At 67.3% G+C, this 14,948-nt stretch carries 13 protein-coding genes and 1 pseudogene; 9 read left to right on the top strand and 5 right to left on the bottom strand.

The features are described 5' to 3' along the window. The first annotated feature begins 33 nt into the window (after positions 1 to 33). Positions 34 to 1,239, top strand: coding sequence for a LysR family transcriptional regulator (locus CCOS865_RS20385; RefSeq protein WP_119144174.1), 1,206 nt, complete (start codon positions 34 to 36; stop codon positions 1,237 to 1,239). Between the two features lie 16 nt (positions 1,240 to 1,255). Here the strand turns inward: CCOS865_RS20385 and CCOS865_RS20380 are convergent, their stop codons facing one another. From CCOS865_RS20380 to CCOS865_RS20370, 3 genes are all read right to left on the bottom strand, one after another. After that, a complete protein-coding gene (locus CCOS865_RS20380; RefSeq protein WP_119144172.1) occupies positions 1,256 to 2,527 on the bottom strand; it encodes a gallate dioxygenase in 1,272 nt (423 codons plus the stop codon). Positions 2,528 to 2,554: 27 nt separating this feature from the next. Next, positions 2,555 to 3,892, bottom strand: coding sequence for an MFS transporter (locus CCOS865_RS20375; protein WP_119144170.1), 1,338 nt, complete (start codon positions 3,890 to 3,892; stop codon positions 2,555 to 2,557). 234 nt (positions 3,893 to 4,126) lie between these two features. Next, entirely contained in the window at positions 4,127 to 4,933 is an 807-nt protein-coding gene (locus tag CCOS865_RS20370) for an outer membrane protein OmpK (RefSeq protein ID WP_119144846.1), read from the bottom strand. A 653-nt stretch (positions 4,934 to 5,586) separates the two neighbouring features. Between CCOS865_RS20370 and CCOS865_RS20365 the strand changes: the two genes are divergently transcribed. The 8 genes from CCOS865_RS20365 to CCOS865_RS20330 all read left to right on the top strand — a co-directional run bounded on the left by CCOS865_RS20365 (position 5,587) and on the right by CCOS865_RS20330 (position 13,211). Continuing rightward, positions 5,587 to 6,621, top strand: a complete 1,035-nt coding sequence (locus CCOS865_RS20365) for an ABC transporter substrate-binding protein (protein ID WP_119144168.1) — start codon at positions 5,587 to 5,589, stop codon at positions 6,619 to 6,621. A gap of 30 nt (positions 6,622 to 6,651) precedes the next feature. Continuing rightward, complete coding sequence (locus CCOS865_RS20360) at positions 6,652 to 7,677, top strand: aromatic ring-hydroxylating dioxygenase subunit alpha (protein ID WP_119144166.1); 1,026 nt, start codon at positions 6,652 to 6,654, stop codon at positions 7,675 to 7,677. 69 nt (positions 7,678 to 7,746) lie between these two features. Further along, on the top strand, positions 7,747 to 8,592 hold the full coding sequence (locus tag CCOS865_RS20355; protein WP_119144164.1) for an ABC transporter ATP-binding protein: 846 nt from the start codon (positions 7,747 to 7,749) through the stop codon (positions 8,590 to 8,592). Between the two features lie 85 nt (positions 8,593 to 8,677). After that, positions 8,678 to 9,406 (top strand): ABC transporter permease, encoded by a 729-nt coding sequence (locus CCOS865_RS20350; protein WP_341868398.1) that lies wholly within the window; start codon positions 8,678 to 8,680, stop codon positions 9,404 to 9,406. A gap of 44 nt (positions 9,407 to 9,450) precedes the next feature. Next, the gene (locus CCOS865_RS20345) at positions 9,451 to 10,881 is read left to right on the top strand and encodes an amidohydrolase family protein (RefSeq protein WP_119144160.1); all 1,431 of its coding nucleotides are present in this window, start codon (positions 9,451 to 9,453) and stop codon (positions 10,879 to 10,881) included. Beyond that, positions 10,878 to 11,822 (top strand): PDR/VanB family oxidoreductase, encoded by a 945-nt coding sequence (locus tag CCOS865_RS20340; protein WP_119144158.1) that lies wholly within the window; start codon positions 10,878 to 10,880, stop codon positions 11,820 to 11,822. Before CCOS865_RS20345 ends, CCOS865_RS20340 begins: the two co-directional genes overlap by 4 nt. A gap of 127 nt (positions 11,823 to 11,949) precedes the next feature. After that, positions 11,950 to 12,201: a P-loop NTPase family protein gene (locus tag CCOS865_RS20335; protein WP_119144156.1), complete on the top strand. Its 252-nt coding sequence runs from the start codon at positions 11,950 to 11,952 to the stop codon at positions 12,199 to 12,201. Positions 12,202 to 12,260: 59 nt separating this feature from the next. After that, on the top strand, positions 12,261 to 13,211 hold the full coding sequence (locus CCOS865_RS20330; protein WP_119144154.1) for a site-specific integrase: 951 nt from the start codon (positions 12,261 to 12,263) through the stop codon (positions 13,209 to 13,211). On the opposite strand, the gene CCOS865_RS28475 is transcribed toward CCOS865_RS20330, so the two are convergent. Together CCOS865_RS28475 and CCOS865_RS28470 are read right to left on the bottom strand one after the other, a co-directional pair. Then, positions 13,201 to 14,253, bottom strand: a complete 1,053-nt coding sequence (locus CCOS865_RS28475) for an SMP-30/gluconolactonase/LRE family protein (RefSeq protein ID WP_244216162.1) — start codon at positions 14,251 to 14,253, stop codon at positions 13,201 to 13,203. The two genes, CCOS865_RS20330 and CCOS865_RS28475, sit on opposite strands and share 11 nt — an antisense overlap. A 51-nt stretch (positions 14,254 to 14,304) precedes the next feature. Beyond that, positions 14,305 to 14,913 (bottom strand): annotated as a pseudogene (locus CCOS865_RS28470) (SDR family NAD(P)-dependent oxidoreductase); the annotation flags it as partial. Positions 14,914 to 14,948: the final 35 nt, after the last annotated feature.

The raw sequence follows: 14,948 nt of genomic DNA, 5'->3' as shown, positions 1-14,948 counted from the left end.
CTCGCATCACCACTGCCCAAGGCCACGAACCGCATGCACGCCAACGAGCTGCCCAGCCTGATGCACGTCCGCGCGTTTGTCCGGGTCGCCGACCATGGCAGCGTCTCCAAGGCCTCCCTGGCGTTGTACCGGGCGCAATCGGTGGTGACCCGGGCGATCTCCGAGCTCGAAGCGCGCTTGCAGGTGACCCTGTTCGAGCGGCACACCAACGGCATGCGCCTGACCGACTACGGCGAGCGCCTGCTGCCACGGGCGCGGCGGGTGCTGGCCGAGCTGGAAAGCGTGCCCAAGCTGCTCGCGCCCGCAGTCAAACAGCCGGTCGAGCCGTTGTACCTGTTCCAGGTCAGGCGCCTGCAGGTGTTCGTCGCGCTGTGCGAGACGCACCACATGCAAACCGTCGCGAGCCTGCTGGGCCTGACCCAGCCGGGCATCAGCTCGACGCTCAAGGTGCTCGAGACGGGCTGCGGGCAGGCGCTGTTCGAGCGCACCCCGCGTGGCTTGCAGCCGACCCGCGTCAGCCACGAGATCCTCTTCCCGATCCGCCGCGCGCTCAACGAACTGCGCCACCTGGACACCGACATCACCGCGCTGCGCGGCGCGTTGCAAGGCGTGGTGCAAGTGGGCGCGCTGCCGTTGGGGCGCACGCGGATCCTGCCGCAGGCGATCGTGCGGCTGATGGCCGAGCATCCGGGTATCCAGGTGGTGACCAACGAGAGCCCGTTCGACCTGCTGGCCACCGAGCTGCGCGCCGGCGATGTCGACTTCATCTTTGGCGCGCTGCGCCCGGCCGCGTACGCCAGCGACCTGAGTGGCGAGGGGTTGTTGTCGGAGGCGATGGTGCTGGTGGCGCGGCGTGGCCATCCCTTGCTGGGCGCGCCTGACCTGCTGGGCGCGCTGGGCGATGCGCAGTGGGTGCTGCCGCGGGCAGGGTCGCCGGCGCGGCAGCTGCTCGACGACTGTTTTACCGCGTTCGGCGTTGCCACGCCGCGGCCAGTGGTGGAGAGCGCCGACATGGCGATCATTCGCGGGTTGCTGTTGCGCTCGGACATGCTCGCCGCGGTGTCGGCGCATCAGCTGGAGCAGGAAATCGCCTCGGGCGAGCTGTGCGTGTTGCCGTTGGAGCTGGCACACACCGCCCGCGCGATTGGCCTGACCTACCGCAGCGGCTGCCTGCACTCACCGCTGGCGCAGGCGCTGATGGAGATGATCCGCGGCGTGATTCACGATCACGCCGCCTGAGCTGACGACCCAACGCTTATTTGACTGACAGCTGCGCCTTGCCCGCCACCGAGTACAGCACTTGCTGGTTGCGGGTCTTCATGAAGTCTTCCAGGCTTTCGCCGCGCATCGCCGCATACACCTGCAGGTTGGGAATCCCCAGTACCGCCGCCAGCTTCTCCAGCACGAAGAAGATCGCCCCGTACTGGATCAGCCCGCGCCAGTCGCGACGGCGCAACAGGTCCCGCTCCTCTTCGCTCAAACCAGACTGCTCGAACAGCGCCTCGGGTGTGTCCAGAAAAGCCTGACGCCACGCGGGCTCGATCATCCGGTGCAGGAACTTGTTCAACCGGTAGCCCTTGGCACTGCGCTCCAGGGTAAACGGATAAGTGCCCTCGAGCTGCTCGATGCCCGCCAGCTGGTGCCGCATATGCGCCAGGTGCCGCGCATGGCTGTCGACCGGCAATGGCCGGTCCTGATTCTCCAGCAGCAGCGTGGCGATACCGGTCATCGACGGCAGGTAGTAGTCCTGGTGGCGCAGGCTCACCGTCGCCGACAACGCGCCACGCATGATCAGCCAGGTGATCACTTCAGCGCCCTCCATGCCGCCCAGCGTGGCGTACTCGGCGTGGGTCAGCTGGGTCAGCCGCTGCGGGTCGTTGACCAGTAAGTCGAGGAATTGCGCATCCCATTGCGGGTTGTTGAAGCCACACCGCTCGCCATGCACCTGGTGCGAAACACCACCCGTGGCGACGATCGCCACGCTGAGGTCCTCGGGGTAGCTCTCGATCGCGCGGCGCAGGGCCTGGCCCAGCTTGTAGCAGCGCAAGGCACTGGGGATGGGGAACTGCAACACCCCGACCTGCAGCGGCACGATTTCCACCGGCCACGCTGGGCTGCTCGGCAGCAGCGCCGACATCGGCGAGAAAAACCCATGGTCCAGCGGCTTGTCGCGGAAGAAGCTCAGGTCGAACTCATCGGCCACCAGGCTCTCACCGATATGCCGGGACAACGCCGCGTGGCCGCCAATGGCCGGCAGGTCGCGCGGGTGGCCGCCTTCATCGGCGACCTCGTAACGCTCATCGACGCCCAGCGAGAAGCCGCCGTAGTGGTCGAAGAAAAACGACGTGACATGGTCGTTGAACACATAGAACAGGACATCCGGCTTGCGCTCGGCAAGCCACGCCTTGATCGGTTCGAAGCCCTCGAAGATCGGCGCCCAGGCCGCCTCGTGCTGTTTGTCGTGATCGACCGCAAAGCCGATGGTCGGTGTGTGCGAGACGGCCAGGCCACCAATGATACGTGCCATAAATAACGTGTTCCTTTATCGAAGAAGTCAGTGCACCAGGGCGCTGTGGTTGCCTCTGCGCCGGGCGTGGCCGTTGGCCAGGATGGCCAGCGCGGCAAAGAACGCCGGTACGCTCAGCACGGTAAACAAGGTCGACATGCCCAGGCCGGCACTCAACACCGCGCCGCCGATCAAGGAGCCGAATATGGCCCCGAAGCGGCCGATACCGAGCATCCAGCTGACCCCGGTGGCGCGGCAATCGGTCGGGTAATAGCTCGGCGCGAAGGCGTTGAGGCCGGTCTGCGCGCCACTCATGCAGAACCCGGCGGCGAGCACGCCCAGCGCCAGCAGGCTCGACTCCAGGCTGATCGCCCCGAGCAGCAGGATGCACACGCCGCCCAGCACGTACGCGCTGGCGATCACCCGGTTGGGGTTGTGCCGGTCCATCGCCCAGCCCACCGCGATCGCGCCCGCCGTGCCGCCAATCTGGAACAGCCCGGTGATGGTCGCGGCGCGCTCGATGGACAAGCCAGCGTCGCGCAGCAGGGTCGGCATCCAGCCCATGGTCAGGTAAGTCACCAGCAGGCCCATGAAGTAGGTGGCCCACAGCGCCAGCGTGCCGAAGCGGAACTGGCCATTGAACAGCAGGCTCAGGGGCGCTTTGTGCTGCGCCTGGGCATGCGCCACGACAAACCGGGTGGCCGCGCTGAAGGTGCCGCCCAGCTTGTTCAGCACCTGGGCGATCACCTGCGCCGGCGCGTTGCGGGCGGCCAGGAAGCGCGCCGATTCCGGCAGCAGCCACCACAACAACGGTAGCAGCAGCAACGGCATGATTCCGCCTGCGAGCAGCACCGAGTGCCAGCCGTGGGCAGGGATCAGCCAGGCGGCGAGAAAGCCGCCGAGCCCCGAGCCCATGTTGAACCCGGTGAACATGATCGTGATGAACAGCGCGCGGTTACGCTCGGGCAGGTATTCCGACAGCAGCGTGGTGGTATTCGGCAGGGCCGCGCCCAGGGCGATGCCGGTCAGCAGCCGCAGTATCCCCAGTTCATAGGGGTTGCGGGCGAACGCACAGGCCAGGCTGAGTACGCTGAACCCGGTCACCGCGATCAGCAACACCTTCTTGCGCCCCAGCCGGTCGGCGTAGGGCCCCGCAGTCAAGGCGCCAATCGCCAGCCCGACCATCCCGGCGCTCATCACCGGGCCGAACGCCGCGCGCGACAGGCCCCACTCCTGGATCAGCGAGGGGGCGACAAAGCCCATGACCGCCACGTCGAAACCATCGAACAACACCACCAGAAAACACAACCCCATGATCAGCCACTGATGCCGGCCCACGGGCCGGCTGTCGATCCACGCTTTGATGTCGACCGTTTCGTTCGTCATGCTCGCACCTTGTTATTTTTGTAGGGATGCCCAACAGCAAGCAGCGACAGGCTGCCCGTGAGCGTGCGCAGACTCTAAAGCCGGGCACGCCCAGGGCGCCTCTGGGAAATCCTTAAGGGGATATCGGTTTTTCTTATCGACGGGTCGAGCGTGGGGGGGATGGGGACTGGCAGGCAGCGCGCGATCGGCTCGTTGGCATGACCGATGGCGCGCTGTGGCAGCAGGCGTTTGCGCTTAGAAATGGACCTTGAGCAAGGCGCTCACGGCGTTCTGGTCGGTGGGGAAGCCCGGGCTGTCTTCGATGCCGTATTTGTCAGACCAGTAATCCCACTCGATCCCTGCGTAGAACCGCTTTGGCGTTTGCCCCAGCGCTTTGCCGACGTCGTATTTGATCTGCGGATTGAAGTGGAAACTCTTCGCCACGTAGTTCGCCGTGCCCTTGCGGCCGACATCGTTGACGTACCACTCCAGGTAGCCATCGAAGAGGATGTCCGAGCGGCCCAGGGGGATGGTCATGGCCCAGGTCGGGTTGATCTGCCACTGCCCGGACGCCTTGCCGGTGATCCCGTCGGGCTTGCGGTAGTAGGTATTCAGCGAGAAGCGGTCAAAACCCGGGATCGCCAGGTCCACCGCCGGGCCCAGCAGGTACTTGCGGTTGCGCCCTTCGCCGCGCTCGTAGGTGGCGGCGATCAGCACGTCCTTGACAATGCCGTAGCGCAGGTCCTGGCCGCTGATCTTGCCCAGCGACAGGCGCGGCGAGAACTCGCCGTAGTAGGTGTGGCCGTCGTTGCCGGACAGCCCGTTGGACCACTTGTTGTCGACGAACAGGAACACATCGCCCCAGCGCCAGCCGCTGGCATGTTCGAAGGTCACGGTCTGCTGGATGTCGTTGCCGGTGCCATCGACTTTGTAGTTGTGCCCGTACAGGTAGCTGAGGCTGTTGTCGCTCCACAGCCATGGGGCCGCCTGGGCGCCGGTGCTGGCCAGGGCGCAGAGTGGCAGGAGGCTGTGGCACAGCCAGGCAAGAGGGGTCAGTTTCATGTGCATCCCTTGGGTCTAGGTCGGTGAGAATCACCAGCAAGGAATGCAGCGGACAGACCTCTCCTCTGACCCCGTCTACCACCGGGGCGCACCCTTGCCGGGTGTGCGGCGTGATGCCGCCAGAGCAATGTCCCATGCCGTTTCGTGGCACTGACCGCTTCTACTCACCTCAGCACTAGCAGGGTGCGTGCCAACTGATAGAACACAAGCTTGCACGCGGATTGTGAGCAATATGCAGCCTCAATGAATACCGTGAACCTCAAACATTGCGCACTTTATTAGCGCCTAGCTGCACGATCGTGCACCTTCTCGACTCACTGCCAGGGCCCTGCCCGCCCCAGGCAGCGCCGCATCGGCCTGGATACAGCGGCCGGGCAAACCTGGCACGCTTCTGGCTTTGTCTCCTGCCGAGTAGAAGCGGTCAGTGCCAGCCATGGCATGGGGCATTGCTCTTGCGCCTTTGATTGGGCGTACATCCGAGCGGATGTTTGAACGCGGCCTGACGGCCACGGGCAAAAGAGAAGTGTCAGCCGTGATTTCACATCCGAGCCCTGCGCGCCCTCTCTCTCCCCACGTTCGATCTCCGCCCGGCCCCGCGCTGGGGTGCTGGAACGGCACCCGGCGATTTTCGAATCGAGGTGGAGAGAACAATCATGAAGACCCGCTTTGTCTTGACTCGGCCGCTGCGCTCGCTGCTGGCCGCGGCAGTGCTCCCCGGCCTGCTCGCTGCATCGCCGGCGGCACTGGCCAATGAGCCCGTGGTCCTGCTGACCTCCTGGTATGCCCAAGCCGAACAAGGCGGCTTCTACCAGGCCCTCGCCGATGGCTTGTACGCCAGGGAAGGCCTGGATGTGACCATCCGCATGGGCGGCCCGCAGGTCAACGGCATGCAGTTGCTGGTCAGCAAGCAAGCCGATTTCATCGTCAACTATGACCTGCAGATCCTCAAGAGCGTGGAGCAAGGCCTGCCGGTGGTCGCCGTCGCGGCGCCGTTCCAGGGTGACCCGCAAGGCCTGATGACCCACGCCGACGTCAGTGGCCTGGACGCCCTGGCCGGCAAGTCGGTACTGGTCTCGACCTCGGGCCAGCAAACCTGGTGGCCGTGGCTCAAGGGTAAATACCAGCTGCAGGACAACCAGGCGCGGCCCTACACCTTCAACCTGCAGCCGTTCCTGGCCGGCGCCGACACCACCCAGCAGGCCTACGCCAGCTCCGAGCTGTACCAGGCGATCAAGGCCGGCAAGCAGCCCCACTTCTTTCTCTTCGCCGATGCCGGCTACCCGCCCTACGGCTCCACGATCGCCACCCGCCAGGACCTGATCGCGCAACACCCCGAGCGCGTCGCCGGGTTTGTCCGCGCCTCGCTCGAAGGCTGGAAGCGCTACCTCGAAGACCCCACCGCCGGCAACGCGCTGATCAAGCGCGACAACCCCAACATGAGCGACGAGCTGCTCGCCTGGGGCGTCTCGACCCTCAAGCAATACCGCCTGGTCAGTGGAGGCGACGCGGCGACCCAAGGCATCGGCACCATGACCGACGCCCGCTGGCAGGCGACCCGCGACTTCATGGTCGCAGCCGGCCTGCTCGGCGCCGCCGCGCCGTGGCAGCAGGCCTACACCACCCGCTTCGTGCAAGGCCTGCGGGTGCTCCCCGCCGCCGAGCAAGCCGCCAGCCGCTGGATCCCATAACAATACTCGATGCCGTGAGGACACCTGATCATGTTGGTCACCAAACAACCTGTGTTGCGCCGTTTCTGGTACGCCCTGCTGCCCATGACCGCCCTGGACGACGGGCCCAAGCCGTTCACCTTGCTGGGTGAGGCCCTGGTGCTGTGGAAGCGCCCCGATGGCACCCCGGTCGCCATGCGCGACCGCTGCTGCCACCGCACCGCCAAGCTGTCCAAGGGCTTTGTCAGCGAAGACGGCAATATCGCCTGCGGCTACCACGGCTGGGAGTACGACTGCAGCGGCACCTGCGTGAAGATCCCGCAGAACCCCAGCGGCGCCATTCCGCCCGGCGCGGCCGTCAAGGCCTATCACTGCCAGGCCCGGTACGGTTATGCCTGGGTCGCCCTCGACGACCCGCTGCAGCCGATCCCTGACTTCCCCGAAGACGGCGCCGCTGGCTACCGGCGCATCTTCCAGTTCTACGAAGAGTGGCAGACCAGCCCGCTGCGGGTCATGGAGAACTCCTTTGACAACTCGCACTTCTCGTTCGTGCACAAGGCCAACTTCGGCCTGTTCGACCAGCCGCAACCGGCCAGCTATGAATTTCGCGAAACCGACTACGGCTTCGAAGCCGAAACCCGCGTGCCGATCCGCAACCCCGAAGCGAGCTTCCGGATCACCGGCAGCACTGCGCCGATCACCGAGCGCCACCTGGTCAACCGCTATTACCTGCCGTTCTCCCGGCGCTTTGGCTGCATGTACCCGGACAGCGGCATCCACCACATCATCTACAACTGTGCCACGCCGATCGACGACGGCCGGCTGATGCTGGTGCAGTGGCTGTACCGCAACGACAGCGAGGAACACTGCTCGACCCAGGCGCTGATCGACTGGGACGCGGCGATCACCGCCGAGGACCGCGAGATCCTCGAGGCCACCGACCCCGATGCCTGTGTCGATACGCGCCGCCGGGTCGAGCTGCACATGCCGTCGGACAAGCCCGGGCTGGTGATCCGCCGGCAACTGCTGGGCCTGCTCGAAGCGCATGGCGAGAGCGAAGTGTTCCACAGCCACTGACCGCCGGTTTATCAGCACCCCGGTACGCCGGGGCACACACCACCGCTCATGACCCACGGGGAGAGCGCTATGTTGATGCACACCCTATCCCGCGCCGGTGCCCAGCCGCAGGCCCTGCCGACCCTCGACGCCGTTGGCCTGGACACCCCGCTGTTCGCCAATCAGGTGGAAAAGACCTACAGCAACGGCACCCATGCCTTGAGCCGGGTCAAGCTGGCGATCCAGCGCGGCGAGTTCGTCTCGCTGCTCGGCCCGTCGGGCTGCGGCAAGAGCACCTTGCTGAAAATGTTCGCCGGCCTCGAACAGCCGTCCGCCGGCCATGTCCGCTGGTGGGGCAAGGACGCCCCGGACGGCGACTCGCGCGCCGGTCGCAGCCTGGCCATGGTGTTCCAGGAGGCGACCCTGATGCCCTGGGCCAAGGTCGAGGACAACGTGCGTTTGCCGCTGGACCTGGCGGGCGTGCCCAAGGCGCTCAGCCAACCCAAGGTCGAGGCAGCGCTGGCGCTGGTCGGCCTCGGCCAGTTCGCCGCGGTGTACCCGCGCGAGCTGTCCGGCGGCATGCAGATGCGCGCCTCGATCGCCCGGGCCTTGGCCACCGAGCCCAACCTGCTGCTGATGGACGAGCCGTTCGGCGCCCTCGACGAGTTCACCCGCAACAAGCTCGACAGCGACCTGCGCCAGCTCTGGGCCGGGCGCGACCTGACCGTGGTGTTCGTCACCCACAGCATCTTCGAGGCGGTGTACCTGTCGTCGCGGGTGGTGGTGATGGGCGCCCGGCCGGGGCGGGTGATCGCCGACGTGGCGGTCGACGGCCCCTTGCAGCGCGACGAGGCGTTCCGCACCTCGCCTGAGTTCATCGCGCAGTGCGCGCACCTGTCCCGGCTGTTGGCCCAGGCCAATGGCGAGCCTTCCTGAGAGCCTGATCATGAGCCAAACCTCTACGCCCTGGTTGCGCCACCCCGCGGTACTGCGCATCGCCTCGCCGCTGCTGGTGGGCGCGGTGCTGCTCGGTTTCTGGCAGCTTGCGTGCATCGCCTGGCAAGTGCCGGTGTACCTGGTGCCCTCGCCCGCCGACATCGGCCGAACGTTGATCAGCGATGGCCCGCTGTTGCTCGGCGCGTTGTGGATGACCTTGAAGATCACCTTCTTGTCGTTCGCCCTCGCGGTGCTTATCGGCACCCTGGCGGCGTTCGTCTTCGTGCAGAGCCGAGTGCTCGAAGCGAGCCTGTTCCCCTACGCGATCCTGCTGCAGGTGACCCCGGTGGTGGCCATCGCGCCGCTGATCATCATCTGGTGCAGCGACACCACGCTGGCCCTGGTGATCTGCGCCACCCTGGTGGCGATCTTCCCAGTGATCGCCAACACCGTGCTGGGGCTGCGCAGCGTCAACCCCGGGCTGCTCAACCTGTTCCGCCTGAACCGCGCGAGCCGCTGGCAAGTGCTGTTGCGCCTGCGCATCCCGAGTGCCTTGCCGTGCTTTTTCGCCGGGCTGCGGATCGCCAGCGGCCTGGCCTTGATCGGCGCGGTGGTGGCCGAGTTCGTTGCCGGCACCGGGGGCACCGGCGCAGGGCTGGCGTACCAGATCCTGCAGGCGGGCTTCCAACTGAACATTCCCCGGCTGTTCGCCGCCCTGGTGCTGATCGCCCTGACCGGCGTGGCGCTGTTCAGCCTGATGGCCGTATTGGCCCGGCTGAGCCTGCGCCACTGGCATGAAAGCGAACTGGGCTGACCCGAACTTTGCAGCGCCGCCTCCCGCGGCGCCTGGAGGCATACATGACACAGTGCGACAGCTGGCTGATCCGCAACACCAGCGCCATCCTCACCGGCTTGCGCGGCGACGCTGCCCGCCATGCCGGGCCCGACATCCGCATTACCGCGGGCCGTATCGCCGCCCTCGGCAGTTTGCAACCGCTGCCGGGTGAACGGCTGATCGACGCCACCGATTGCGTGGTCTATCCCGGTTGGGTGAACACCCACCATCACCTGTTCCAGTCGCTGCTCAAGGGTATCCCCGCCGGCATCGACCAGAGCCTCGGCGCCTGGTTGGGGGCGGTGCCGTATCGCTACCGTGGGCTGTTCGACGAACAGAGCTTCCGCCTGGCGGCGCGGGTCGGCCTGGTCGAGCTGGCGCGCTCGGGCTGCAGCACCGTCGCCGACCACCATTACCTGTACCTGCCCGGCATGCCCTTCGACAGCGCGCAGATCCTGTTCGAGGAGGCCGAAAGCCTGGGCCTGCGTTTTGTCCTCTGCCGCGGTGGCGCAACCCAGGCGCGCCAGGCCGAGGGCAGTGCCTGCGCCGGGCCAGAGACCCTCGAGCAGTACCTCGACGACGTCGAGCGGCTGGTGCGCCGTTACCATGACCCGGCCGCCGATGCCTGGCGACGGGTGGTGATGGCGCCGACCAGCCCGCCGTACTCGATGCCCCCCGAGCACCTGCGCGAGACGGCCCGCGCCGCACGGCGGATGGGTATCCGCCTGCACAGCCACCTGAGTGAGACCGTCGAGTACCAGAACGAGGTGTACAGCCGCCATGGCCTGTCGCCCGTGGCCTTCTGCGCCGAGCACGACTGGCTCGGCGCGGACGTCTGGTTCGCCCACCTGGTCAAGCTCAGCAGCGAAGAGATCCGCCTGCTGGGCGCCACCGGCACCGGCATCGCCCACTGCCCGCAGAGCAACGGCCGGCTGGGCAGCGGCATTGCCGATATCGTCGCCATGGAAGCCGCGGGCATGCCGATCTCGATCGGCGTCGATGGCGCGGCGTCCAACGAAGCCTGCGACATGCTCAGCGAAACCCACGCCGCCTGGCTGCTGCAACGGGCCAAGGCCGGCGAACGGGCCTTGCCCCGCCATGCCGGCGGCGAGCAGGAGGGCGGTGCGCATGCCGCCAGCGTCGAAGACGTGGTGCGCTGGGGCACGGCTGGCGGCGCGCAGGTGCTCGGGCTGGACGGGCTGGGGACGCTGCAGGTGGGCATGGCCGCCGACCTGGCAATCTACCGGCTCGACCAGCCGCGCCACTTTGGCCTGCATGACCTGGGCATCGCACCGGTGGTGAGTGGCGGGCGGCCGACCTTGCGCGCCTTGTTGGTCGGCGGGCGCCTGAGCGTGGACAACGACGTGATGGCGGGGGTCGACCTGGCCGAACTGGGCCACCAGGCGCGCGCCGCCGTGCTGCGCCTGCAACAGGCGGCGGGGGTGCGTGCATGAGCTGGACATCGCTGCAAGTACGCGCCTTGCGCCTGGAGGCCGCCGACGTGCTCGGGGTCGAACTGGCCCTGCCGGGTAACGCCGCCCTGCCCTTCAGCTGGACCCCAGGCGCCCACGTCGACCTGCGCCTGGGCAATGGCGTGGTGCGCCAGTACTCGGTGGTCAGCTTGCCCGAGCACGGCCACGTGTACCTGGGCATCAAGCGCGAGCCCGCTTCGCGTGGCGGTTCGCAGTGGCTGCACGAGCACCTGCGCCTGGGCGCGCGGATCGAGGTCGGCCCGCCGCGCAACCTGTTTGCCGTGCAACCCGGCGACGGCCCGGTGACCCTGGTCGCGGCCGGCATCGGCATCACGCCGCTGCTGCCCATGTACCGCGCCTGTCAGCGCCAGGGTCGCCCAGTGCGCTTGCTGTATTTCAGCCGCGATGCCCAAGCGCTGCCCCTGCTGCAACCGTTGGACGCGGGCATCGAGTGGTACAGCGGCCTGCGCGCGCCGCAGATCGCCGAATGCCTGGGCCAGCGGTTGTCGACCCGTGAAGCCCACGCCAGCGTGTATTGCTGCGGCCCTGCGGGGTTCATGGACTGCGTGCAACAGACCGCCCTGGCGCATGGCTGGCCGGCCGACGCGTTGCACCGTGAGCACTTCCAGCCCGCGGTCGCCGCCGTGCCCGCCGCGCAAGGCTGCACGCTGGTGCTGCAGCGCACCGGCTGCGAAGTCCGGGTCAACGCCGGTGAGAGCCTGATGCAGGCCGCGGCCAGGGCCGGCGTGGCGCTGCCCGTGTCTTGTGGCATGGGCATCTGCGGCGCCTGCGTCAGCCGGGTCATCGAGGGCGACCCCGAACACCGCGATGAATGCCTGAGCGAGGCGCAGCGCACCAGCGGTGAATGGATCGCGCCGTGCGTCTCGGGTTGTCGCGGTGCGCGCCTGGTGATCGATGCCTGACGCCCAGGCATCCGGCCACGCCGATAGTCACTATCGACACGGGCAATTTCTGCTGAAGGAGGCCGGCGCATAACCTTGCTCCATCGATTCGACACACACGAATCCCCGGACTCAAGGAGACCTCCCGATGAACACCACAGCCCGCCTGGTACTCGCTGCCCTGATCGCCACCGCCATTACCGTACTGAGCGGCTGTGCCAATCATCCGGAACTGCGCCCCTACACCGCCGAGGAGACGCGCCAGCTGCAACTCGAAGCGCTGGCGCGCCAAGGCCTGACCCACGAAGAGTACGAACGCCAGCGCGTGGCGATCCTGCGCGCCGACACCGCTGAGGTGGTGGCCGACAGCGTGCAGGCACGGGCGCCGTTCAGCGGCTGATCGCCAGCCGCGCCCAGCTGGTTTATCGTGTCACCTCGAACCACTGCTGCATCGACCCCATGACCGACATCGAGCGCTACGTCCGCGCCGCCACCCGCGACAACACCCGGCGCAGCTACCAGGCCGCCATCGAACACTTCGAGGTGCGCTGGGGCGGCTTTCTGCCGGCCACTGCCGACAGTATTGCCCGCTACCTGGTCGAGCACGCCGAGCAGCACGCCGTGAGCACCTTGCGCCAACGCCTGGCGGCACTCAGCCAGTGGCACGTCAGCCAGGGCTTCCCCGACCCGACCAAGGCGCCGCTGGTGCGCCAGGTCTTGCGCGGCATCCGTACCCTGCACCCGGCACCGCCCAAGCAAGCCGCCCCACTCCTGCTGCAACACCTGCAGACCGCCGTCGCGCGCTTCGAGCAAGAGGCGTTGCAGGCCCAGCAGCAGCACGACCTGGCCACCCTGCTGCGCGCCCGGCGCGACACCGCGCTGCTGTTGCTGGGGTTCTGGCGCGGCCTGCGCGGCGATGAACTGGCGCGCCTGCGCATCGAGCATATCCAGGCCGAGGCCGGGGTCGGCCTGACCCTGTTCCTGCCGCGCAGCAAGGGCGACCGCGAAGCGTTGGGCGTGCAGCACCGCACCCCGGCACTGAAGGCGCTGTGCCCGGTCACGGCCTACCTGCAATGGCTGGAAGTGGCCGGGATCGCCCACGGCCCGGTGTTTCGCAAGCTCGACCGCTGGGGCAACCTGGGCCAGGCGCCGCTCAACAGCAACAGCCTGGTGGCGCTGCTGCGCGGCATGCTCGAGCGCGCCGGAGTGCCGGCGGCGCTGTACAGCGGGCACTCGTTGCGCCGCGGTTTTGCCACCTGGGCCACGGCCAACGGCTGGGAGCTGAAGTCACTGATGAGCTACATCGGCTGGAAGGACGCCAAGTCAGCGCTGCGCTACATCGATGCAGCGCAGCGCTTTGGCGACCTGGCGGTATTGCCGTCGGGCCAGGAACGCAGCCTTATTCCCTGAACGGGTGACGGGCGACGCCGGGCACCTCCGGGCGGATCATGTACAGGTCACCGGCATCCGGATAGTCGAGCAGTTGCGCCGGCGTCATGCCGAACCGCGCGGTGGTGATGTACAGCGTATCCAGGCCTTCGCCGCCGAAGCAGCAGCTGGTCGGGCGCGGCACCGGCATCAGCACCTGATCGCTCAGGTGCCCGTTGCGGTCATAACGCAGCAGGCAGCTGCCATTGAACTGGCAGACCCACAGGCCGCCCTCACGGTCCAGCGCGATACCGTCCGGGCGACCGAGTTCGGCGGGGGTTTCGGCAAACAGCGTGACCGGCCCCAGGGTGCCGTCCGGCGCGTAGTCGGCCCGCAGGATCGAACGCGCGACCGAATCGACGAAGAACAGCGTCTGGCCGTCCTCGGACCAGGCCAGGCCATTGGGCAGCGACAGGTTGCGCTGGATGACTTCGGCGTGCAGCTCGGAATCGAAGCGGTACAAGGCGCCGGTCTTGCCGCTCGGCCCCTCGTCCATCAAACCGGTGACGAAGTTGCCCTGGGGGTCGCAGGCGCCGTCGTTGAAGCGATAGCTGGAACGGTGATTGAGCGCCGCCGAGTACTGGCGCACCTTGCCCTCGGCGACGTCGAGCAACGCCGTGCTGAGGTCCTCGGTAAAGATCAGGTTGCCGCGGTCGGTCAGCGCCAGGGCACCGATGCGCGCAGCCGACTCGTAGACCCGGTCGACTTCACCCTGAGGGTTCAGGCGGTTGATCCGGCCACCGGAAATGTCGACGAAATACAGCACGCCGTTATGCGCATCCCACACCGGGCTCTCGCCCAGGTCGGCGCGGGTGCGGGCAACCTTGGTCGGCAGGTAGTGGCATTCCTTGATGCGGCTCCAGCGCTCGGCCACTTCGTTCAGGCTCGCCGCGCGGACCCGGGCCAGATCACGCGGATAGGTGACACCGCTGTTCTCGCAGAAGCGCGTGGCGGTGAACTGGCCGTTGGCGGCGCGCAGGATGAACCCGGTGTCGCGGCACAGGTCACTGGCCAGGTAGAGCAGGCCCGGCGTGACCCACTCGGGCTTGAGGTCTTCCGTCGGCTGGCTGACGCCCCACATGCGGGTCTTGGCCACCGGCGAGATGGCGTTGACCAGGATGCCGTGTTCCAGGCCTTCCATGCTCAAGGCGTTCATGATGCCGACCTGGGCCATCTTGCCCGCCGCATAGGCCACCAGCCCCGGCTGGGCGTAGCGCTGGTACATGGCGCGGTCGGAGGTGGTCAGCACGATGCGCGGCGCAGTCGAGCGCTTGAGGTGCTTCCAGGCATGCTTGGCCAGCCACACCGGAGCGTGCACGCTGATCCCCAGGGCGCGCTCGAGAAACGCCTCTTGCTGGTCTTCGATGTCCTGGTAACCGACCCAGCCGGCATTGTGGATGAGGATGTCCAGTGCACCGAAGCGCTCGATGGCCAGTTCGACCAGCTGCTGGCAGCCGGGCTCGTCATCCAGCCGGCCGATATGCGCAACCACGTCGCCGCCCTGGGCCTGCAAGGCGAGTACTGCCTGCTCGACCAGCGCCTGGTCGGCACCCTCGCCGGCCCGGTCGGTGCCCAGGTCGCTGATCACCACGCGCGCGCCGCGGGCAAGCAAGGCGCGGGCATAATCGAGCCCCAGGCCCTGGCCACCGCCGGTGACAATGGCGACTTTGTTCGTGAATGGCATCGTCGAATCCCCCCCGATTCTCATTCACAAACGAT

This window comes from Pseudomonas reidholzensis (genome assembly GCF_900536025.1).
Taxonomy (GTDB): Bacteria; Pseudomonadota; Gammaproteobacteria; order Pseudomonadales; family Pseudomonadaceae; genus Aquipseudomonas; species Aquipseudomonas reidholzensis.
This window is presented reverse-complemented; position numbering and strand designations above follow the sequence as displayed.